The 20,947-nt window shown below is 71.1% G+C and carries 19 protein-coding genes; 4 read left to right on the forward strand and 15 right to left on the reverse strand.

Annotated elements, in window-relative coordinates; translation table 11 throughout:
- Positions 1 to 62: 62 nt before the first annotated feature.
- The 6 genes from nuoF to OHB04_RS17750 are packed head-to-tail and all read right to left on the reverse strand — an operon-like array spanning position 63 to position 5,205.
- Positions 63 to 1,490 carry an NADH-quinone oxidoreductase subunit NuoF gene (nuoF, locus tag OHB04_RS17725; protein WP_405805006.1) on the reverse strand — a complete coding sequence of 476 codons (1,428 nt, stop codon included), beginning with the start codon at positions 1,488 to 1,490 and terminating at the stop codon, positions 63 to 65.
- Complete coding sequence (gene nuoE, locus OHB04_RS17730; protein ID WP_326688665.1) at positions 1,490 to 2,239, reverse strand: NADH-quinone oxidoreductase subunit NuoE; 750 nt, start codon at positions 2,237 to 2,239, stop codon at positions 1,490 to 1,492. Before nuoE ends, nuoF begins: the two co-directional genes overlap by 1 nt.
- Positions 2,236 to 3,564, reverse strand: coding sequence for an NADH-quinone oxidoreductase subunit D (locus OHB04_RS17735; RefSeq protein WP_326688666.1), 1,329 nt, complete (start codon positions 3,562 to 3,564; stop codon positions 2,236 to 2,238). The genes nuoE and OHB04_RS17735 overlap by 4 nt, the downstream gene beginning before the upstream one ends.
- Positions 3,564 to 4,280 carry an NADH-quinone oxidoreductase subunit C gene (locus tag OHB04_RS17740; RefSeq protein ID WP_326688667.1) on the reverse strand — a complete coding sequence of 239 codons (717 nt, stop codon included), beginning with the start codon at positions 4,278 to 4,280 and terminating at the stop codon, positions 3,564 to 3,566. Before OHB04_RS17740 ends, OHB04_RS17735 begins: the two co-directional genes overlap by 1 nt.
- On the reverse strand, positions 4,277 to 4,831 hold the full coding sequence (locus tag OHB04_RS17745) for a NuoB/complex I 20 kDa subunit family protein (RefSeq protein WP_326688668.1): 555 nt from the start codon (positions 4,829 to 4,831) through the stop codon (positions 4,277 to 4,279). Before OHB04_RS17745 ends, OHB04_RS17740 begins: the two co-directional genes overlap by 4 nt.
- 14 nt (positions 4,832 to 4,845) lie before the next feature.
- Positions 4,846 to 5,205, reverse strand: a complete 360-nt coding sequence (locus OHB04_RS17750; protein ID WP_326688669.1) for an NADH-quinone oxidoreductase subunit A — start codon at positions 5,203 to 5,205, stop codon at positions 4,846 to 4,848.
- A 769-nt stretch (positions 5,206 to 5,974) separates the two neighbouring features.
- On the opposite strand from OHB04_RS17750, the gene OHB04_RS17755 reads away from it, so the two are divergent.
- The gene (locus OHB04_RS17755; protein WP_326688670.1) at positions 5,975 to 6,784 is read left to right on the forward strand and encodes a C40 family peptidase; all 810 of its coding nucleotides are present in this window, start codon (positions 5,975 to 5,977) and stop codon (positions 6,782 to 6,784) included.
- 306 nt (positions 6,785 to 7,090) lie between these two features.
- Here OHB04_RS17755 and OHB04_RS17760 read toward each other — a convergent pair whose 3' ends face one another.
- From OHB04_RS17760 to OHB04_RS17795, 8 genes are all read right to left on the reverse strand, one after another.
- Positions 7,091 to 7,999, reverse strand: a complete 909-nt coding sequence (locus OHB04_RS17760) for a hypothetical protein (RefSeq protein ID WP_326807785.1) — start codon at positions 7,997 to 7,999, stop codon at positions 7,091 to 7,093.
- A 49-nt stretch (positions 8,000 to 8,048) separates the two neighbouring features.
- Positions 8,049 to 9,344 (reverse strand): geranylgeranyl reductase family protein, encoded by a 1,296-nt coding sequence (locus OHB04_RS17765; RefSeq protein ID WP_326807786.1) that lies wholly within the window; start codon positions 9,342 to 9,344, stop codon positions 8,049 to 8,051.
- Positions 9,345 to 9,635: 291 nt separating this feature from the next.
- Positions 9,636 to 12,062 (reverse strand): hypothetical protein, encoded by a 2,427-nt coding sequence (locus tag OHB04_RS17770; protein WP_326807787.1) that lies wholly within the window; start codon positions 12,060 to 12,062, stop codon positions 9,636 to 9,638.
- A gap of 13 nt (positions 12,063 to 12,075) precedes the next feature.
- Complete coding sequence (locus tag OHB04_RS17775; protein ID WP_326688675.1) at positions 12,076 to 12,198, reverse strand: hypothetical protein; 123 nt, start codon at positions 12,196 to 12,198, stop codon at positions 12,076 to 12,078.
- Between the two features lie 129 nt (positions 12,199 to 12,327).
- On the reverse strand, positions 12,328 to 13,023 hold the full coding sequence (locus tag OHB04_RS17780; RefSeq protein ID WP_326688676.1) for a demethylmenaquinone methyltransferase: 696 nt from the start codon (positions 13,021 to 13,023) through the stop codon (positions 12,328 to 12,330).
- Positions 13,024 to 13,040: 17 nt separating this feature from the next.
- A complete protein-coding gene (mqnC, locus tag OHB04_RS17785) occupies positions 13,041 to 14,246 on the reverse strand; it encodes a cyclic dehypoxanthinyl futalosine synthase (protein ID WP_326688677.1) in 1,206 nt (401 codons plus the stop codon).
- An 85-nt stretch (positions 14,247 to 14,331) separates the two neighbouring features.
- Positions 14,332 to 16,116: a serine/threonine-protein kinase gene (locus OHB04_RS17790; protein ID WP_326807788.1), complete on the reverse strand. Its 1,785-nt coding sequence runs from the start codon at positions 16,114 to 16,116 to the stop codon at positions 14,332 to 14,334.
- A 177-nt stretch (positions 16,117 to 16,293) separates the two neighbouring features.
- Positions 16,294 to 17,133: a menaquinone biosynthetic enzyme MqnA/MqnD family protein gene (locus OHB04_RS17795; RefSeq protein WP_326692788.1), complete on the reverse strand. Its 840-nt coding sequence runs from the start codon at positions 17,131 to 17,133 to the stop codon at positions 16,294 to 16,296.
- A gap of 307 nt (positions 17,134 to 17,440) precedes the next feature.
- On the opposite strand from OHB04_RS17795, the gene OHB04_RS17800 reads away from it, so the two are divergent.
- The 3 genes from OHB04_RS17800 (at position 17,441) to OHB04_RS17810 (ending at position 20,434) form a co-directional block, all read left to right on the forward strand.
- Positions 17,441 to 17,644, forward strand: a complete 204-nt coding sequence (locus tag OHB04_RS17800; protein WP_326688679.1) for a cold-shock protein — start codon at positions 17,441 to 17,443, stop codon at positions 17,642 to 17,644.
- A gap of 313 nt (positions 17,645 to 17,957) precedes the next feature.
- Positions 17,958 to 19,313: an ATP-binding protein gene (locus OHB04_RS17805; RefSeq protein ID WP_326688680.1), complete on the forward strand. Its 1,356-nt coding sequence runs from the start codon at positions 17,958 to 17,960 to the stop codon at positions 19,311 to 19,313.
- Positions 19,310 to 20,434 carry a tetratricopeptide repeat protein gene (locus OHB04_RS17810; protein WP_326807789.1) on the forward strand — a complete coding sequence of 375 codons (1,125 nt, stop codon included), beginning with the start codon at positions 19,310 to 19,312 and terminating at the stop codon, positions 20,432 to 20,434. Before OHB04_RS17805 ends, OHB04_RS17810 begins: the two co-directional genes overlap by 4 nt.
- A gap of 31 nt (positions 20,435 to 20,465) precedes the next feature.
- Here the strand turns inward: OHB04_RS17810 and OHB04_RS17815 are convergent, their stop codons facing one another.
- The gene (locus OHB04_RS17815; protein WP_326688682.1) at positions 20,466 to 20,945 is read right to left on the reverse strand and encodes a ribose-5-phosphate isomerase; all 480 of its coding nucleotides are present in this window, start codon (positions 20,943 to 20,945) and stop codon (positions 20,466 to 20,468) included.
- Between the last annotated feature and the right edge of the window lie 2 nt (positions 20,946 to 20,947).

Genomic DNA, 20,947 nt, shown 5'->3' on the forward strand with positions numbered 1-20,947 from the left:
TTCTTCCGGAAATCCGGGACAGGCCCGGCGGGGTCCGGGGCGGGCCCGGCAGGGAGCGGCGGTCACGCCGTCACCCCCGCACGCGGGGAACCCGCCGCGTCCGCCCACGCGGTGGACTTCTCGGGGTCGAAGGGGCAGCCGCGGCCCTCGAGGTGCTGCTCGTACTCCTCGCGGAAGTACTGGAGCGAGGAGAAGATCGGGGACGCCGCGCCGTCACCGAGGGCGCAGAAGGACTTGCCGTTTATGTTGTCGGCGATGTCGGCGATCTTCTCCAGGTCGGCGGGGCCGGCCTTGCCCGCTTCGATGTCGCGCATCAGCTGGACGAGCCAGTAGGTGCCTTCGCGGCAGGGGGTGCACTTGCCGCAGGACTCGTGCGCGTAGAACTCGGTCCAGCGGGTGACGGCCCGCACCACGCAGGTGGTCTCGTCGAAGCACTGGAGCGCCTTGGTGCCGAGCATGGAGCCGGCGTTGCCGACGCCCTCGTAGTCGAGGGGGACGTCCAGGTGATCGTCGGTGAGCATCGGGGTGGAGGAGCCGCCGGGGGTCCAGAACTTCAGCCGGTGCCCCGGGCGCATGCCGCCGCTCATGTCGAGGAGCTGGCGCAGGGTGATGCCCAGCGGGGCCTCGTACTGGCCGGGGCTGGCGACGTGGCCGCTGAGCGAGTAGAGCGTGAAGCCGGGCGACTTCTCGCTGCCCATCGAACGGAACCAGTCCTTGCCCTTGTTGACGAGGGCGGGAACCGAGGCGATGGACTCGACGTTGTTCACCACTGTGGGGCAGGCGTACAGGCCGGCGACGGCCGGGAAGGGGGGACGCAGCCTCGGCTGCCCTCGGCGGCCCTCCAGCGAGTCGAGCAGCGCGGTCTCCTCGCCGCAGATGTACGCGCCGGCGCCGGCGTGCACGGTGAGCTCCAGGTCCTTGCCGGGGCCGAGGGCGTCCTTGCCGAGGTAGCCCGCCTCGTACGCCTCGCGCACCGCCTCGTGCAGCCGCCGCAGCACCGGTACGACCTCGCCGCGCAGATAGATGAACGCGTGGCTGGAGCGGATGGCGTGACAGGCGATGACGATGCCCTCGATGAGGGAGTGCGGGTTGGCGAAGAGGAGGGGGATGTCCTTGCAGGTGCCGGGCTCGGACTCGTCGGCGTTGACGACGAGATAGTGCGGCTTGCCGTCGCCCTGCGGGATGAACTGCCACTTCATCCCGGTCGGGAAGCCGGCGCCGCCGCGTCCGCGCAGCCCCGCTTCCTTGACGTAGGCGATGAGGTCGTCGGGGTCCATGGCGAGCGCCTTGCGCAGGCCCTGGTAGCCCTCGTGCCGCCGGTAGCCGGCCAGCGTGTAGGAGTCCGTCTCGTCCCAGTGCGCGGACAGCACGGGGGTGAGGAGCTTCTCGGGGCTCATGTCCGGGGGGCCCGAGTGGGGCTCGTGGTCCGCGTGGTCCTGGGACCTGGTGGTGTCGTCCTGGCCGCCGCCGCCCTGTGCTGCCACGGTCATCACTCCCCCTCCTCGTCGGCCGCCGCACTGCGGGGGGCGACGATGCCTGGTGCGGTCTCGCCCTTGGCCAGCCGCAGGCCCACCAGGGAGGGGGGTCCCGCGCTGCCGGAGGCGGCGTTGGCGTCGGTGCGCTCGTCGGGGAAGCCCGCGAGGATGCGCGCGGTCTTCTTGAACGTGCACAGGGGGGCGCCGCGGGTGGGCTCGACCTCGCGCCCGGCGCGCAGGTCGTCGACGAGCTGCCGCGCGCTGTCGGGCGTCTGGTTGTCGAAGAACTCCCAGTTGACCATCATCACGGGCGCGAAGTCGCAGGCCGCGTTGCACTCGATGTGCTCCAGGGTGACCTTGCCGTCCTCGGTGGTCTCCCCGTCGCCCACGGCCAGGTGCTCGCGCAGCGCGGCGTAGATGGCGTCGCCGCCCATGACAGCGCACAGGGTGTTGGTGCACACCCCGACCTGGTAGTCGCCCGAGGGCTTGCGGCGGTACATGGTGTAGAACGTCGCGACCGCGTTGACCTCGGCCGTGGTCAGGTCGAGCAGCTCGGCGCAGAACCGCTGTCCCGTGCGGGTGACGTGCCCCTCCTCCGACTGCACCAGGTGCAGCATCGGCAGCAGCGCCGACCGGCTGTCGGGGTAGCGGGCGATGATCTCCCGGGCGTCCGCCTCCAGCCGCTTCCGCACCTCGGCGGGGTAGTCGGGCGCGGGCATCTGCGGGATGCCGATCTCCACGGCCTCTGCCGGCTGTCCGCTCATCGGTCAACGCCTCCCATCACGGGGTCGAGGGACGCGACGGCCACGATGACGTCCGCGACCTGGCCGCCCTCGCACATCGCCGCCATGGACTGAAGGTTGGTGAAGGAGGGGTCGCGGAAGTGCACCCGGTAGGGCCGGGTGCCGCCGTCGCTGACGACGTGCACGCCCAGCTCGCCCTTGGGGGACTCGACCGCGGCGTACGTCTGGCCCGCCGGCACCCGGAAGCCCTCGGTCACCAGCTTGAAGTGGTGGATCAGGGCCTCCATGGAGGTGCCCATGATGTTCTTGATGTGATCGAGGCTGTTGCCGAGCCCGTCGGGGCCGAGCGCGAGCTGCGCGGGCCAGGCGATCTTCTTGTCGCCGACCATGACGGGGCCGGGCTCCAGCCGGTCGACGCACTGCTCGATGACGCGCAGCGACTGGCGCATCTCCTCCAGGCGCAGCAGGAAGCGGCCGTAGGAGTCGCAGGTGTCGACGGTGGGGACCTCGAAGTCGTAGGTCTCGTATCCGCAGTAGGGCTGCGACTTGCGCAGGTCGTGCGGGAGTCCCGCCGAGCGCAGGATCGGCCCGGTGGCGCCCAGCGCCATGCAGCCGGCCAGGTCGAGGTAGCCGATGTCCTTCAGACGGGCCTTGAAGACGGGGTTGCCGGTGCACAGCGCGTCGTACTCGGGCAAGTTCTTGCGCATCTTCTTGATGAACTCGCGCAGCGCGTCGACGGCGCCGGGCGGCAGATCCTGCGAGAGGCCGCCTGGGCGGATGTAGGCGGAGTTCATCCGCAGCCCGGTGATCAGCTCGAAGAGGTCCAGGACCAGTTCGCGGTCCCGGAAGCCGAAGATCATCACCGTGGTGGCGCCCAGCTCCATGCCGCCGGTGGCGATGGCCACCAGGTGCGAGGAGAGCCGGTTCAGCTCCATCATCAGGACGCGGATGACGTTGGCGCGGTCGGGGATGTCGTCCTCGATGCCCAGCAGCCGCTCGACTCCCATGCAGTACGCCGCCTCGTTGAAGAACGGCGTCAGGTAGTCCATGCGCGTCACGAAGGTGGTGCCCTGGGTCCAGGTGCGGTACTCCAGGTTCTTCTCGATGCCGGTGTGCAGATAGCCGATGCCGCAGCGGGCCTCGGTGACCGTCTCCCCGTCGATCTCCAGGATGAGCCGCAGCACGCCGTGCGTGGAGGGGTGCTGGGGGCCCATGTTGACGATGATCCGCTCGTCGTCGCTCTTGGCGGCGTGCGCGGCCATCTCGTCCCAGTCCCCGCCGGTCACGTCGTAGACGGTGCCTTCGGTGGTCTCCCGGATACCGGCGGGTGCGTGAGTGGTGCTCATCAGGTGTACGACCTCCGCTGGTCAGGAGCGGGAATCTGGGCGCCCTTGTACTCGACGGGGATGCCTCCGAGCGGGTAGTCCTTGCGCTGCGGGAAGCCCTGCCAGTCGTCGGGCATCATGATCCGCGTCAGGGCCGGATGCCCGTCGAAGATCAGTCCGTAGAAGTCGTACGTCTCGCGCTCGTGCCAGTCGTTGGTCGGGTAGACGTCGACGATCGAGGGGACGTGCGGGTCCGCGTCGGGGGCGCTGACCTCCAGCCGGATCAGCCGGTTGTGGGTGATCGAGCGCAGGTGGTAGACGGCGTGCAGCTCGCGGCCCTTGTCGTCGGGGAAGTGGACGCCGCTGACACCGGTACACAGCTCGAAGCGGAGCGCCGGGTCGTCGCGCAGGGTGCGGGCGACGCGGGGCAGGTGCTCGCGGGCGATGTGGAAGGTCAGCTCGTCGCGGTCCACGACGGTCTTCTCGATGGCGTTCTCGGGGAGCAGGCCCTGCTCCTCCAGGGCGCCCTCCAGCTCGTCGGCGACCTCGTCGAACCAGGAGCCGTAGGGCCGGTTGCTGGCGCCGGGCAGCCGTACGGTGCGCAGCAGCCCGCCGTAGCCGGAGGTGTCGCCGCCGTTGTTGGCGCCGAACATGCCGCGGCGCACGCCGATGACCTCACCGGGCTCCCCCGGCTGGACCGGCACGGAGCCGTTGCCGTTCACATGGTCGTCCGTCACCGCAGCAGCCCCTTCATCTCGATCGTCGGCAGGGCCTTCTTCGCCGCTTCCTCTGCCGCGCGGGCCGCTTCCTTCTGGTTGACGCCGAGCTTGGAGTGCAGGATCTGCTCGTGCAGCTTGAGAATGGCGTCCAGCAGCATTTCGGGGCGCGGGGGGCAGCCGGGCAGATAGATGTCGACCGGCACGACGTGGTCGACGCCCTGCACGATCGCGTAGTTGTTGAACATGCCGCCCGAGGAGGCGCAGACACCCATGGAGATGACCCACTTGGGGTTGGGCATCTGGTCGTAGACCTGCCGCAGCACCGGTGCCATCTTCTGGCTGACCCGGCCTGCCACGATCATCAGGTCCGCCTGGCGGGGTGAGCCGCGGAAGACCTCCATGCCGAAGCGGGCGAGGTCGTAGCGGCCGGCGCCCGTCGTCATCATTTCGATGGCGCAGCAGGCGAGCCCGAAGGTCGCCGGGAATATCGACGACTTGCGCGCCGCCCCGGCCATCTTCTCCACGGTGCTCAGCAGAAAGCCGCTCGGCAGTTTCTCTTCAAGTCCCATTGCTTATCCTGCCCCTAGTCCCATTCCAGGCCGCCGCGCCGCCAGTCGTAGGCGTACGCGATACCGATGAGGGCGACGAAGACCAGCATTTCGACGAGCCCGAACATCCCGAGTGAGTCGAAATGCACGGCCCACGGGTAGAGGAAGACGATTTCGATGTCGAAGATGATGAAGAGCATCGCCGTCAGGTAGTACTTCACCGGGAAGCGCCCGCCGCCGGCGGGCTGCGGCGTGGGCTCGATGCCGCACTCGTACGCCTCCAGCTTGGCCCGGTTGTAGCGCTTGGGGCCGACGACCGAGGCCACGACCACGGAGAAGACCGTGAACCCCGCCGCGATGGCTCCCAGTACGAGGATTGGTGTGTAGACGTTCACCGCTCCCGTCTCCTTCCAGGCGTCGACTCTGACTGCCGGCAGACCGCTGGGCCGTTGCGTACCCCCACGAAGATCGCTCCTATGTGAGGCAGTTCACAAGCCCTGTTCGCAGGCATCTTAAGCCCGCCCCTCTGTGATCTGCGACACGAGGTGCGACAACTGCTTTGTGATCTCCACCACCTGACGGCGAATCATCCCGTCGGATGAGCGATGATCTTCATACGCAAAGCCCATGGATGATCACCCGAGGTGACGCCGAGCCGGTGCTCACACCCCCTACAAGCGGGTCGCCGTACCAGGCACGTGCCTGCAACGGCAAATTCGCGCTGGACTCATTTGCCTGCTATGCGTGAACCACTGGCGCTCGTGCGGTCGTGAAGCCCGGCACAAGCGAGGAGACCCGCGCGCGACCCCGGCGAGTCCTCCCCGTGACAAAGGGAAATGAGAGATACGGACCCAACGTCCCATTTGCACGAAGAGTTGACTGCCGCCCCTGACGCGAGGCCGGAAGAGAATGTGACCTGCGCCACGCCGACGTCCGACGATCATCGCCTTCTTTGCGCGTCGATTCCGGCCGTGATATTGCCGTAACAGAAACTCCGGCATTGCGGACAACTGCGTGGTCACGGCCCCGTAGTTGGGCAATGATCACGATCGCCCGGTGCCTCTGAGGGGTCTCCCGGAGAGGCCAACTGGCGGCATGCACGACGACTGTGGCGCATCGCACGATTGTTGAGCGGAGGGTTCGGCGCCTGCTAGGCATGCCCTCATGTCCCCGAAAGCTCAGATACCCAGCCACCGGAAGCCCCGCTCCAGCAAGATGAATACGGCGCTGCGTGCGGGTGTGACGGGCGGCGTCATGGGCACCATCGCCATCACCGCAGCGGCGGCACCGGCCCTCGCGGCCGACAAGAGCGCACCGGCCCAGACCCAGGAGCTGCCCAAGCTCTCCGGCGACCTGGCCGGCTCCACCACGCGCGCGGCCGAGTCCCTCCAGACGTCCGCGCAGCAGTACGAGCTCCAGGACGCTCAGGACGCCGCCGCCGCCACGGCCAAGAAGCAGGCCAAGGAGAACAAGGAGAAGGCGGAGGCCAAGGCCCGCGCCGAGGCCAAGCGCAAGGCGGAAGCCGCCAGCAAGGCCCGCGCCGCCGCGCAGAAGTCCTCCGCCCCGGCCTCCCGCTCCACCGAGCGCGCCGCGCTCAACACCCCCTCCGCTCCCAAGGGCGGCAATGTCGCGACCGTGCTCAGCTTCCTGCGGGCGCAGGTGGGCAAGTCCTACGTCATGGGCGCCACCGGCCCCTCCGCCTACGACTGCTCCGGCCTGACCGGTGCCGCCTTCAAGCAGGTCGGCATCGACCTGCCGCGCACCTCGCAGCCGCAGTCCACGTCAGGCACCCCCGTCTCCCTCAGCAACCTCAAGCCCGGTGACCTCCTCTACTGGGGCAGCGCGGGAAGCGCCTACCACGTGGGCGTCTACGTCGGCGGCGGCAAGTTCATCGGCGCCCAGAACTCCTCCACCGGCGTCGTCGAGCGCCCCCTGAGCTACGACCAGCCCACCGGCGCGGTCCGCGTCCTCTGACGCACGCTCACCACGCACCGGCCAAGGGCCCCACCGCACGACGGAGCGGTGGGGCCCTTGGCGTGCCCGCGGCGGCCCCTACGGGCCCTCGCTCGGCGCCACCGTCCACGAGAAGGCGTGTGCGGCGCCGTCCGGCCGTCCCAGGCCCGTCGGCGCCCCCCGGCTCGTCGAGCGCCGTCGCACGCCTCTCCGGGCCACCCAGCGGCGCCACGGGAGCCGGCGGGTCTCGGGGCGGTGCGTGAGACCCGGGGCGCCTCGTGAAACGCGGCGGTTCGTGAAACCCCGGGGCGGCTCGTGAAGCGGTTCTCAGGGGAGCTTCAGGTCCCCGCAGTCGTGGCGCTCCGCCGACTGCCGGGCGAACGCGGAAAGAGCATCGGCCCGGAAGGCGGGCGAGTCCCGCTTCACCGGCACCTTGCCCGTACCCGTCCTCGTGTCGTTGTCCGTGATGCCGCGGAGAAGGAAGAGGGCCCGTGTGCCGGCGCCCGGACAGGACGCGGTCGCCCACACGAGCGAGCCGTCCTTCTCCCGCCCCCGCTCGCCGCTCACGCGCTGGGCGAACCTCTTGGTGAGGTCCTTCGCATACGGGCCGAAGTGCGCGGACATCCAGTATCCGGGCAGCTGAGGGTCCTTGGACGTGGTGAGGACGCAGTCCTCGACGGGCGCCGAAGCGCTCGCCCGCGGCGCCCACACGTGGCTCAGGCCGAGGCGCCCGGCGCGCGGTGCCAGCGGGCGCAGGCCGGCACACGTGCCCGGGGCCCGGGAGATGCCGGCCGGATCGTTCCGGGGGCTGCCGGCCAGCCCGGCGAGCGAACCCTTTCCGGTGTACTCGCAGCCGGCCTTGTCCGCGGCCCTCTTGGCGGACGCGACCGCGGCGGCGGCGAACTGCTTCCGTCCGGCGGAGGAGAGCCCGGCATTCGCCGAGGCTCCCCGGTTCGAGACGGCGTCGACCGTCAGGCTCTCGTCCTTCTTGTTGTCGCACTTCAGCCAGAGGCTGACGCTGGTCCGGCCCGGATCGCCCATCAGCACACCCGGCCAGGAGCCGAGCGGGGAGAGGGGGGCGCTGTAGGCGGACAGACCGGTGCGGTCGAGGAACGCCGTGGTCGTCTCGTCCCGCGATCCCCAGCGTGCCTGGAGGCTCAGACCGCGGTCCCCGTCCCGGGACCTGGCCTCGCAGGACGCCGGCAGGCCCTCCGGGCCGGTGTCCCGCGCCCCCACGTCCTCGCTGCCGAGCGCGGTACGAGCGGGGCTCAGGCGCCCGAGCCGCTCACGCCCGGGGGGCGACCTTCGCCAGGCCGTTGATGATGCGGTCCATGGCGTCGCCGCCGGTGGGTTCCGTGAGGTTGGCGAGCATTTTGAGGGTGAAGCGCATCAGCAGCGGGTGGGAGAGGCCGCGCTCGGCGGCGAGCTTCATCACCTTGGGGTTGCCGATGAGCTTCACGAAGGCCCGGCCCATCGTGTAGTAGCCGCCGTAGGTGTCCTTGAGGACCTTCGGGTAGCGGCGCAGGGCGAGTTCGCGCTGGGTGGGGGTGGCGCGGGCGTGTGCCTGGACGATGGTCTCGGCGGCGATGACGCCGGACTCCATCGCGTAGGCGATGCCCTCGCCGTTGAACGGGTTGACCAGGCCGCCCGCGTCGCCCACCAGCATCAGGCCGCGGGTGTAGTGCGGCTGCCGGTTGAAGGCCATGGGCAGCGCCGCCCCACGGATGGGGGAGGTCATGTTCTCGGGGGTGTAGCCCCACTCCTCGGGCATGGAGGCGCACCACGCCTTGAGGATCTCGCGCCAGTCCAGCTCCTTGAACGAGGAGGAGGTGTTGAGCACTCCCAGCCCGACGTTGGAGGTGCCGTCGCCCATGCCGAAGATCCAGCCGTACCCGGGCAGCAGCCGGTCCTGGGCGCCGCGCCGGTCCCACAGCTCCAGCCAGGACTCCAGGTAGTCGTCCTCGTGCCGGGGCGAGGTGAAGTAGGTGCGCACGGCCACGCCCATGGGACGGTCCTCGCGGCGGTGCAGGCCCATCTTCACCGACAGCCGGGTGGAGTTGCCGTCGGCGGCGACCACCACGGGGGCGTGGAAGGTGACCGGGGTCTTCTCCTCGCCGAGCTTGGCGTGCACGCCGGTTACGTGACCCGTTCGCTCGTCGAGCACCGGCTCGGAGACGTTGCACCGCTCATACAGCCGTGCCCCGGCCTTCTGGGCCTGGTGGGCGAGCTGTTCGTCGAAGTCGTCGCGCTTGCGCACCAGGCCGTAGTCCGGGTAGCTGGCCAGCTCGGGCCAGTCGAGCTGGAGACGCTGGCCGCCGCCGATGATGCGCAGGCCCTTGTTGCGCAGCCAGCCCGCCTCCTCGGAGATGTCGATGCCCATCGCGACGAGCTGCTTGGTGGCGCGCGGGGTGAGGCCGTCGCCGCACACCTTCTCGCGGGGGAAGGCCGTCTTCTCCAGCAGCAGGACGTCCAGGCCGCTGCGGGCGAGGTGGTACGCGGTCGTGGACCCGCCGGGGCCCGCACCGACGACGATCACATCGGCGGTCCGCTCGGAGGCTGGCTGCGAGTGGAGATCGGCCACGAGGACTCCCGCGTCACTTGCTGGGTTGAGGCTGACCCCGGCAGTCTATGCGCGCATTCCTGGGCACCTGGCGCTGGGTCGCGGGGTGCGCCTGGCTGTGCGGCGCTTTGTGGCTGGCGCTGCTGGGTTGGGGGTGCCACTTGGTGTGCGTTGCAGGGCGCGGGTGCTTGGTGGCCGGCGCTGGGCCGGGGGTGCGCCTGGCCGCGCGTTGCAGGGTGCGGGTGCTCGGTGGCTGAGCGCGCCGTTCCCCGTGCCCCTTCGGGGCGCCCCCGAGCCTCAGTCGGTGACGTCCTACTCGTTCCAGGTGTCGAGGGCCGTCTCGAAGACCGGGTCCTCGGCCGGCTCCTCGCCCGCGAAGACGCGGCGTTCCGAATAGATGCTGTATTCGGTTCCGTCTTCGGCGACGTACGCCTGGTCGGAAGCGTGGATGGTGTTTCCGGAATCGTCGGACGTGTAGGTGAATTCCCAGCGCGCGCCCGGCCGTCCCCGGAAAGTGTTCTTCCGCATTTCCAGGCGCTCGTAGTCGTCCCGCTTCTTGGCGCCTTTCTCCAGGGTGCGGAAATTGGCGTACGAGGACTGCCCGGCATTCTCGATGATGCCGATGCGCAGGTATTCGCCGCCGGTGGGTGCCGCGTAGTCGATCTGGGTGCCGCTCGGCTCGCGCCGCCAGCCCTCCATCACCCCGACGCTGAAGCCCTTGGGGTCCTCGACCATGCGGAAACCGTCGGGCAGGTCGGTACGCCCGGGGCTCTCGGCAGAGCCGCCGGAGCCGCCCTGGGCGCCTTCGGAGACGTTGGGGGCGGGCCCGCTGGGAGTCGAGGGCGTGGCCGTGGGGTCGGCGGAGGCGGACGAGTCGTCGGCGGGCTTCTTCTCCTTGACCGTGCCCTCGGCGTTCTTGGCGCTCGGCTTGGTGTCGTCCTTGTCGTCCCCCGCCAGGTAGAAGGCGCCGCCGGTCGCGGCCCCGCCGACGAGGAAGGCGGCCATGACGAGCCCGGCCCATTTGACGCCGGGGCCGCGCGAGGGGGGCGGCACAGCGCCGCCCGGCCCGCCCGTCGCGCCCGTTCCGCCGCTCAGGTTGACGGTCCCGGAGTCGAAGGCGGGCGCTTCGGCCGCCGGATGTGCCTGCGGGACAGCGCCGGGAGCCTGGGCGGGCGCGCCGGGAGCCTGCGGGTGTGCGAGCGGCTGGGCCTGCCAAGGGGCCGGGACCGGGGCCACCGCTCCCCCGCCCGCGCCGGGGACGGCGCCCTTCCCCAGCAGCGTCCGCACGAACGGCGCCACGAGCACCCCGCCGAAGGACCACAGCAGCGCGAAGAGCAGCAGCTCGGCTCCACCGGCGGCGAGCTCCCCGTACATGGTGAAGCTCTCGCCGCTGCCGCCGTACTCGCCGCTCTCCATCCCGGCCGTCGACTCGTGCAGGTTCCCCTCGACGCCGAGGCCGGCGAGCGGGACGAGCGCCAGGACCGCCAGGACGAAGAACCCGGCCGTCAGCAGCTGTTCGCGGCGGTCGGCGGAGCGCCGGACGGCCAGCACCCCGAGGATCAGCGCGCACACGAGCCCGCCCGCGAGCGCGCCGACGACCGACCAGGCGCCGCCCACGTCGGCCAGCTCCGAGTATCCGAACGTCTCGCGGCGGCTGTCCAGTTGGGTGACCTCCCAGCGCATGTCGATGGGGGCGCCCCAGGCCATGGCCAGGGCGAGCGCGCCCAGGTTGGGCAGCAGCACCAGCAGGCCGAGCACGTCCTCGCCCTTGAGGTTGTCCTCGGTCGTCAGGCCGACGACGAGCATCACCACGGAGCCCAGCGCGACCACGAGCACCAGCGCCAGCAGCGCCGTTCGCAGCGCGCCCATCGCCATCCGGGGCGCGGGCCCCGGGCGGGCGGCCAGCCAGGCGTCGGTCGCGCCCCGGGCGAGCACGGCGCCCGCGACGACGGTGGAGAGCAGGAACGCCCACAGGAGCGTGAGTCCTGGCGAGGTGTTGAGTTCCATTCCCTCGTACGAGGGACGCGCGTACAACCCGAGCGCGAGCCCCCCGAGGCCGCAGATCGCCCCGACGCGCAGGGCGGCCTCGAACCCGGCCGAGGGCGCTGCGCCCGCGAGCCGCACCCGCTCGCGCCGCGCGGCCACGACCAGCGCGCCCACCCATACGGCGGTGGCCAGCAGCGGGAGCCACGAGAGCGTCGACTCGCCGGCGACCTGCTCGCCGGCCATGGCGACGCTGCCGTCCGAGGAGACGCCGAAGCCGCCGCCGACCCCCTGGAGCAGCCCGGCCAGTGCGACCCGCATGCGGGTGCCCCAGCCGATGTCGAGGTCGTCGAGGTCGTCGTTGGACCAGATCCCGATCGCACAGGCGGCCACGAACAGCAGCGCGAGCGGCCACACGGCGATCCGCAGCGAGCCTGCCCAGTCGCCCTTGACGGTGCGCGCGAGGAACAGCCCCACCGCCGTGGGCTGAGCGGGCTGCGCGGGCCCCGGCGGCAGGTGCGGGGCCGGGGGCGCGGGCGGCGCCGGGGGCGGTGCCAGGGGCTGCGCGGCGGGCGGCGGAGGGGCAGCGGGTGCGGGCGGCGCGGCGGGCGCCGCCGGTGACGCGGGTGTCTCGGACGGCGCGGCAGGGGTCTCGGACGGCGCGGCGGGTGCTTCGGGCGGCGCGGCAGGGGTCTCGGACGGCGCGGCGGGTGCTTCGGGCGGCGCGGCAGGGGCCGTCGGGGCACCGCAGGCCATGCAGAAACGGGCCTCAGACGGTGAGCTTGTGCCGCATTTCGGGCAGGGCGACGATGACGGCGACGACATGGCGCTCCGATGCGTTCAAGGGGACGGCCACGGCACACCCGGGCACCGTGCGTGTACGTGTAGACACAGATGTCGCGTACATGGTTCCCGCGACTGCGCCCATCGTTCCCGTTGAAGCACCCTGGTGTGAAGCGGAGTTACGCAAGCGCAACCGCCGCACCGCCCGCGCGGTCACGCCGGTTCGAAGCCCCGGCGGCTACGCCGGTTTGACGCCCCGGTGGAGCGCCACGATGCCGCCCGTCAGATTGCGCCAGGCCACTCGTGACCAGCCGGCCTTCTGGAGCCGCAGCGCCATCGCCTCCTGGTCCGGCCACGCGCGGATGGACTCCGCGAGGTAGACGTAGGCGTCCGGGCTGCTGCTGACCCGCCGCGCGGCCGGGGGCAGCGCCCGCATCAGGTACTCGGTGTAGACCGTACGGAAGGGCGCCCACGTCGGATGGCTGAACTCGCACAGGAGCACGCGCCCGCCGGGCCGGGTGACCCGCAGCAGCTCGGCGAGCGCCCCGTCCACGTCGCTCACGTTGCGCAGCCCGAAGGAGATCGTGACCGCGTCGAAGACCCCGTCGGCGAACGGCAGTTTCGTCGCGTCGCCCGCCGTCAGCGGCATCCACGGGTGGCGCCGTTTGCCCTCGCGCAGCATGCCGAGCGAGAAGTCGCACGGCACGGTGAAGGCGCCGGCCTCCACGAACGGCAGCGCCGAGGTGCCCGTGCCCGCCGCCAGGTCGAGGACCCGCTCGCCGGGGCGCGCGGCCACGGAGTCGGCGACCGCCCGGCGCCACAGCCGCGCCTGGCCCAGCGAGAGCACGTCGTTGGTCAGGTCGTACTTCTCCGCGACGTCGTCGAACATCGCGGCGACCTCGTGCGGCTTCTTGTCCAGGGATGCGCGGCTCACGGAGCTTTCCGTTCCTGTCAGTTGGCGTCGACGAGCCGCAGCTCGGGGTGGGCCGTGCCGCCCTCGATCGCGGTGGAGGACAGATGCGAGACGGCCTTGTCGTCCACCGGGTCGTTCGCCGGGTCGTCGTGCACGACCAGGTGCTCGTAGGTCGTCGCGCGCTGCGCGGGCACGCGCCCGGCCTTGCGGATCAGGTCGATGATCTCCATGCGGTTGGAGCGGTGCTTGGCACCGGCCGAGGAGACGACGTTCTCCTCCAGCATGATCGAGCCGAGGTCGTCGGCGCCGTAGTGCAGCGAGAGCTGGCCGACCTCCTTGCCGGTGGTCAGCCAGGAGCCCTGGATGTGGGCGACGTTGTCCATGAAGATCCGCGCGATGGCGATCATCCGCAGGTACTCGAAGAGCGTCGCCTGCGTCTGGCCCTTCAGGTGGTTGTTCTCGGGCTGGTAGGTGTACGGGATGAAGGCGCGGAAGCCGCCGGTGCGGTCCTGCACATCGCGGATCATCCGCAGGTGCTCGATGCGCTCGGCGTTGGTCTCGCCGGTGCCCATCAGCATCGTGGAGGTCGACTCCACACCGAGCCCGTGGGCGATCTCCATGATCTCCAGCCAGCGCTCGCCCGACTCCTTGAGCGGCGCGATGGCCTTGCGGGGCCGCGCGGGCAGCAGTTCGGCGCCGGCGCCCGCGAAGGAGTCGAGCCCCGCCGCGTGGATGCGCTCGATGGCCTCCTTCGGCGTGACCTTGGAGATCCGCGCCATGTGCTCGACCTCGCTGGCGCCGAGGGAGTGGATGACCAGCTGCGGGAACGCCTTCTTGATCGCGGCGAAGTGCTCCTCGTAGTACTCCACGCCGTAGTCGGGGTGGTGGCCGCCCTGGAACATGATCTGGGTGCCGCCCAGCTCCACCGTCTCGGCGCAGCGGCGCAGGATGTCGTCCAAGTCGCGGGTCCACACCTTGTCGCTCTTGGGCGAGGCGTAGAAGGCGCAGAACTTGCACGCCGTCACACACGAATTGGTGTAGTTGATGTTCCGCTCGATGATGTACGTCGCGATGTGCTCGGTGCCCGCGTAGCGGCGGCGCCTGGCCTTGTCGGCGGCGGCGCCCAGCGCGTGCAGCGGGGCCGAGCGGTAGAGGTCGAGGGCCTCTTCGGGAGTGACCCGACCGCCCTCGGCCGCGCGGTCGAGTACGGACTGCAGGCCGGCATTCGACGCGTGCGCTGTCACCGGGCGTCCCTCCAAAGGTCGCACATTCAGACATCCCGCCGCTTTCGCCTCCGAAGCGACGACCAGGCCAGCGTACGCCAGGGCCTCAGCCGACCTTCCGGAGCGTCCCGGAGGCCCCCTTGCCGCCGGTTTCGGAGCCGATGCCGGACTGGTACTTGAGCGTCTTGTTGTCGCGCAGCGTGAAGACCTCGCCCTTGAAGTCCTCGGAGCACGTCTTCGTGCCGGTGCTGTAGTAGTCCATGGTCACCTTCTGCCCCTTCACGGAGCGCAACTTCCAGTACCCGGTGCACTCGATGTCGAGTTTGGCGATCCTGGTCCCCCCCGTGGCGACCTTGTCGCCCTTGCCACCGCGCTGGAAGTCGATGGTCATCCGGTCATCCGGGACGTCGTTCCCGTAGGCCACGTTCCCCTGCCATTTGCCGACGAAGGCCTGGGGCAGTTCGGTCTCCTGGCCTCCGCCGCGCTCCGAGGCCGGGGGCTTGGGGTGCGCTGTGTCGCTGTTCCCCTTGTTCCGGCCGGGGAAGAGGCCCAGGAAATAGCTCCCGGACAGCGCGGCAGCCGCCACCACACACGCGAGCGTGACGACCAGCGTGCAGCTCACCCGGCGCCGGCCGCCCACCCTGAGCTGGGCCTTCGCGGGCTCCGGGCTCCCGGGTCCGTACCCGGGCGCGGGCCCGAACCCGGCTCCGGCTCCGGCTCCGGCTCCGGCTCCGGCTCCGGCTCCGGCTCCGGCTCCGGCTCCGGCTCCGGCTCCGGCTCCGGCTCCGGCTCCGGCTCCGGCTCCGGGCCCTGGCCCGACCCCAGCCCCGACCCCAGCTCCTGGCCCTGGCCCACCCTGGCCGCTGAACTGCTGATCGCTGCCGCCGCCGCCACCGCTCCCCGGGGCGACGCCGCTCCCCGAGACGCTGCCGCCCGTGGACGCCAGCGAGGTGAAGGGGATGGGCCCTGACGAGGGCGGAGCGGGGGCTTCCGGTTCGAGGCTGAGCAGTTCGACGGCCCGCCTGCCCACCTGTTCCACGATCGGCCCCGGCAGCCAGCCGGAGCGTACGAGTCCGGCGGCGCCGCCCGCCGGTCCCGCCAGCTCCTGGGCGAGCTGCTGCGGCAGCGGCCGGTCCTCCTCCGCCTTGGCCAGACAGCGCGCGATCACCTCGCGCAGCAGGCCGTCGAGCCCGTCGAGGTCGGGGTCCTCGTGCACGACCTTGTAGAGCAGCGAGGCGGAACTGTTGCCGGGAAAGGGCGCCTTGCCCGTCGCCGCGTACGCCAGGACGGCGCCCAGCGAGAAGACGTCCGAGGGCCCGCCTGCCACCTGGCCGAGCACCTGTTCGGGCGACATATAGCCCGGCGAGCCGACCGAGACCCCGGAGGAGGTGAGGGAGGACGTGCCGTCGGTGGCCCGGGCGATACCGAAGTCGATCAGACGGGGGCCGTCCACGGTCAGCAGCACGTTGGAGGGCTTCACGTCCCGGTGGACCAGCCCGAGCCCGTGCACATGGCGCAGCGCCTCGGCCAGCCCCGCGCCCACGGCCCGTACCGAGGTCTCCGGCAGCGGCCCGTACTCCTGCACGGCGTCCGCGAGCGCGGGGCCCGCCACATAGCCGGTGGCGGCCCAGGGCAGCTGCGCCTCCGGGTCGGCGTCGAGCACCGGCGCCGTCCAGTCGCCGCCCACCCGCCGCGCGGAGTCGACCTCGCGCCGGAAGCGGGCACGGAACTGCTCGTCCATGGCGATGTGCGGGTGGACGACCTTGACGGCGACCGTACGGCCGCTCATCGAACGTGCCAGGTAGACCCGCCCCATCCCGCCCGCGCCGAGCCTGCGCAGCAGTCGGTACTCCCCCAACTCCCGGGGGTCCCCCGGCTCCAGCGGTCGCATGCTGATGTCCCCCTGCCTCTTCCCCCTACCGCCCGGTCATCGGGTCAGCTTAGGCACCGCGCGCGGCAATTCCGTTCCCGGGGACGGAACGAGGACGGAGAGGAGGACGGAGAGGCGGACGAGGCCGGGAGCTGCGGGGAGAGGGCGGGGCAGGGCGGAGCGGGCCGGGAAGCGCGGTCAGGGGCGCAGCAGTTCGACGTTCACATCGGCGGGGAATCCGGTGGTGCCGCCGGTGCGGCGGGCGAACTCGTGGACGCCCGCCAGCTGTCGCTCGCCGAAGCGGAAGTCGAGCGTGGTGAAGTAGCGCTCCAGCACCGCGGGTTCGAAGATCTCGTAGCGCGCGGCGTGCGCGGCGACCTGGTCGACCTGCTCCAGCGACAGGTCGCGGGAGGAGAGGAAGGCGCGGTGCACCTCGCGCGCGGTCTCCGGCTCGCGCTCCAGGAAGTCGCGCCGCACGGCCCATACGGCGAAGACGAACGGCAGGCCCGTCCACTCCTTCCACAGCTGCCCGAGGTCGTGCACCTCCAGGCCCTGCTCCGGCAGATGGCGCAGATAGGCGCGCAGGCCCACATCGCCGATGACGACGGCGGCGTCCGCCTCCTTCATCATCCGCTCCAGGTCGGGCGGGCAGGTGTAGTAGTCCGGCTCGACCCCGAAGCGCTCGCTCAGCAGCAGTTGGGCGAGGCGCACGGAGGTGCGGGAGGTCGAGCCGAGGGCGACCCGGGCACCGTCGAGCTGGTCGAGGGGGACGCGGGAGACGATCTCGCAGGACATGACGTTGCCGTCGCAGCCGACGGCGATGTCCGGCAGGGCGACGAGGTCATCGGCGTTGCGCAGGAACTCCACGAGGGTGACGGGGCCCATGTCCAGCCGGCCGTCGATGACCATCTCGCTGAGCTTCTCGGGGGTCTCCCGGGTCAGCTCCAGATCGAGGAGGGAGCCCGTGTGGACCAGACCCCAGTAGAGGGGCAGACAGTTGAGGAACTGGATGTGCCCTACACGGGGTCGGGTGCGCACATGCCTCGGATTCTCAGTCACTCTCCGGAGAGTACGCCCCGGTCTGTGCGGTCCTGTGCCGGGGCCTTTCGCGGGGTCTTCGGTGGGGTCCGGCACCCGCGAACGGGGGCTCCGGCACCGGCGGACAGAACATGATCGTCAGCCCTTCCCCCTTCAGGATCCTGCGTGCTAGGCTCGCCGCAAGTTGCAGTTTGGTTTCCCTTGCAGTACAGAGCCTGCGGAGCATGTGACCGCGGGCTCTCGTCGTTTTCAGGCTTCTTAGTGGGTTCTGGGAGCAGGGACACCCTTATAGGCCCAAGGAGGGCTTATGGCTACCGGAACCGTGAAGTGGTTCAACGCCGAAAAGGGCTTCGGTTTCATCGCCCAGGACGGCGGCGGTCCCGATGTCTTCGTTCACTACAGCGCGATCAACGCGTCTGGGTTCCGCTCCCTGGAGGAGAACCAGATCGTGAGCTTCGACGTCACTCAGGGCCCGAAGGGTCCGCAGGCGGAGAACGTGACCCCGCAGTAGTCCCTGACTCACGCAGTACCCAAGGAGCCCCCGCCCCGGCGGGGGCTCCTGCCTTTTCCGCCTCGCGGCCGGCCCTTGGTTCGGGCCGCCTCGTGGATGGCCCTCAGCTTTGTTGCCTGTCCGGTGAATCTTTCTGTTGCCCGCTTTCCTGGGGCTGAACAAGGGGCTGCCCCTGCCCCTGCCCGTTGCTTGGCGCAGTGCCGGTGCGTATGGGCTGGGCGCGCCGTTCCCCGCGCCCCTTCGGGGCACCCCGGAGCAGGGGCTTGGCCGCACCGCCGTTCGGCCCAGCGGGGCGCCCTTTTAGGGTGACCGCATGCCCGATGAGTCACGGCTGATCCAGAGCCTGCGCGGCGCGGTCGAGGCCGCCCCCGAGGACGTACCGCTGCGCCTGCATCTGGGCCAGCTCCTGCTGGACGCGGGCCGCGCCAGCGAAGCCGTCGTGGAAGCGGCGGCGGCCCTCCAGCGGGACCCGGACAACGAGGAAGCCCGCGCCCTCATGACCCGCGCGGTCGCCCCGCCGTCGCCGGGCCCCGGCCCCGCACCGGCACAGCCCCCCGCGCCCGGCCCCGGCTCCTCCCCTGCCGCACCCGCGGCCGGCTTCGACTGGCACCAGGCAGAGGACGAGGTCGCCGACATCGTCGAGCCGCGCTTCGTGACGGGTACGCCCGAGGAGCCCGGCGACTCCGGCGAACCCGGGGCGCCCCACGAGCCCGGTATGCCCGACGAGTCCGGTACGCCCGAGGCGCCGCTCACCGCCGACGGGAACGACGACCCGGGCGAGACCTCCCTCTGGGACGTGGAGTCGGCCGGCGGGCTGCGGCTGGCCGACGTCGGCGGGATGCGCGAGGTCAAGGAGCGGCTGGAGGCCGCGTTCCTGGCGCCGCTGCGCAACCCCGAACTGCGCAAGCTGTACGGCAAGAGCCTGCGCGGCGGGCTGTTGCTGTACGGGCCGCCCGGCTGCGGCAAGACGTTCCTGGCCCGTGCCGTCGCGGGTGAGCTGGGCGCGAGCTTCCTCAACGTCGCGCTCAGCGATGTGCTGGACATGTGGGTCGGCGCCTCCGAGCGCAACCTGTCCTCGATCTTCAAGACCGCCCGCCGCAACGCGCCCTGCGTCGTCTTCCTCGACGAGCTGGACGCGCTCGGCGGCAAGCGCAGCCGCATCCAGCACGGCGGGATGCGCAACACCGTCAACCAGCTGCTGACCGAGCTGGACGGAGTCGGCAGCGAAAACGACGGCGTCTTCGTACTCGCCGCCACCAACCACCCCTGGGACGTGGACTCCGCGCTGCGCCGTCCCGGGCGGCTGGATCGCACCTTGCTGGTGCTGCCGCCCGACGAGGAGGCCCGGCAGGCGGTGCTCCACTACCACCTGCGCGAACGTCCCGTCGCCGGGGTCGATCTCGGCAAGCTGGCCCGCCGTACGGACGGCTTCTCCGGCGCGGACCTCGCGCACGTGTGCGAGACAGCCTCCGAGTACGCCCTCATGGACTCCGTGCGCAGCGGCGAGCCCCGCATGATCGACATGGCCGATCTCACCAAGGCGGCCAAGGAGTTGCGGCCCTCCACCGAGGCGTGGTTCGGCACGGCCAGGAACGTGGCCATGTACGCGAACAACGACGGAACGTACGACGATCTGCTGGCCTACCTCAAGAAGCGGAAGCTGCTGTGAACGGACACAGTCCCCTCGTCGAGAAGGCCGAGCTGCTGCTCGACGCCGACCGCCCCGAGGAGGCAGCCACGCTGCTGGCGCAGCGAATCGCGGAAGAGCCCGACGACGCGGCGGCGTGGACGCGGCTCGTGCTGGCCCATCTCGACACCAAGGAACCCGAGCGGGCGCTCGAAGCGGCCCGCAGGGCCGTCGAGCTGGCGCCCGAGCTGCCCTACGCGCACCGGATGCTGACGCTGGCGCTCCTCGGCTGCCGGCGCATCGACGAGGCGATCGCCCCGGCACGGGAGGCGGTGCGCCTCGAACCCGAGTCGTGGATGACGCACTACACGCTCGCCCAGGCGCTGGCACGGATACCCGGGCCGCGTACGCCGGAGTCGATCGTGGCCTGCCTGGAAGAGGCGCTGGTCGTGGCGCGCGAGGGTGTGCGGCGCGCGCCGGAGGAGCCGCGCACGCACCATCAGGTGGCGTTCGTTCTCCAGGCGAGCGGCAAGGGCGAGGAAGCGCTGGCTCCGCTGCGCGAGGCCCTGCGGCTCGACCCCGCCGACGCCCGCACGCGCAGCACGCTCGTCTCGCTGGAACAGCGGCTCGGCAAGGCCAAGCTCACCGACGTGATATCCGCCGAGGCCGACCAGCAGGCGGCCGAGCCGCAGAACGACAATGTCCGCCACAACCTCGATGTCCGCTACCACGCTCTCCTGCGCCGCACTCGCTGGATCGCGCTGCTGTGCCTGCTGGTCGCCGTGCTCAACGCGCAGGTCTACCCGTCCGACGACGAGATGCGGAAGCTGCCGGTCGACCTGGGCGGGCGGATGTACGGGCTGGGCATCGTCGTGGTGATCTGCGCGCTGACCGCAGTGATCGCCTGGCGACGGCTGCCCCGCGGCTCCTGGCGCGGGATGCGGCGCCTGTGCCGCCGTTCGACGGTGGTGCGCCTGGTCCCGCTCAGCGTCGCGTGGTGCCTGCTGTGTGCGGTCGCGCTGCTCGTGGTCGCGTGGACCGACCGTACGCCGATGCGGTGGATCACCCACGCGGGTTGGGCGGTCACGCTGGTCGCGATGTACGGCGACCATGCCTGGCGCAAGATCGTGGTGCCGAAGAAGCTGTCGCGGATGTACGGCTGAGCCGTACATCCGCGGCCCGGCGCTGCCGGGTTCAGCAGCCCCGCTCGTAACCGCTGATCGCGGCGACCTTCTCGGCCGAGGCCGAGGTCTCGTCGAAGTGCTGGTCCAGCCACTCGTCCAGCAGGGTGCGGGCCAGCTCCAGGCCGATGACGCGCTGGCCGAAGCACAGGACCTGGGCGTTGTTGCTGAGGACCGAGCGCTGTACGGAGTAGCTGTCGTGCGCGGTCACCGCGCGGATGCCTGGGACCTTGTTGGCGCTGATGGCGACGCCGAGGCCGGTGCCGCATATCAGCAGCGCCCGGTCGGCCTCGCCCTCGGCGACCCGGCGGGCGGCCTCGACCGCGACGTGCGGGTACGCGGTGTGCTCGTCCGAGCCCACCCCCACGTCGGTGACCTCCGCGACGCGTGCGTCGTCCTTGAGGTCCCGCTTGAGCGCTTCCTTGTAGTCGAGTCCGGCGTCGTCACAGCCCACGACGACGCGGAAGGGCCGGGGTGCGGGGGTGCTGCTCATGG

Source organism: Streptomyces sp. NBC_01775, assembly GCF_035917675.1.
Taxonomy (GTDB): Bacteria; Actinomycetota; Actinomycetes; order Streptomycetales; family Streptomycetaceae; genus Streptomyces.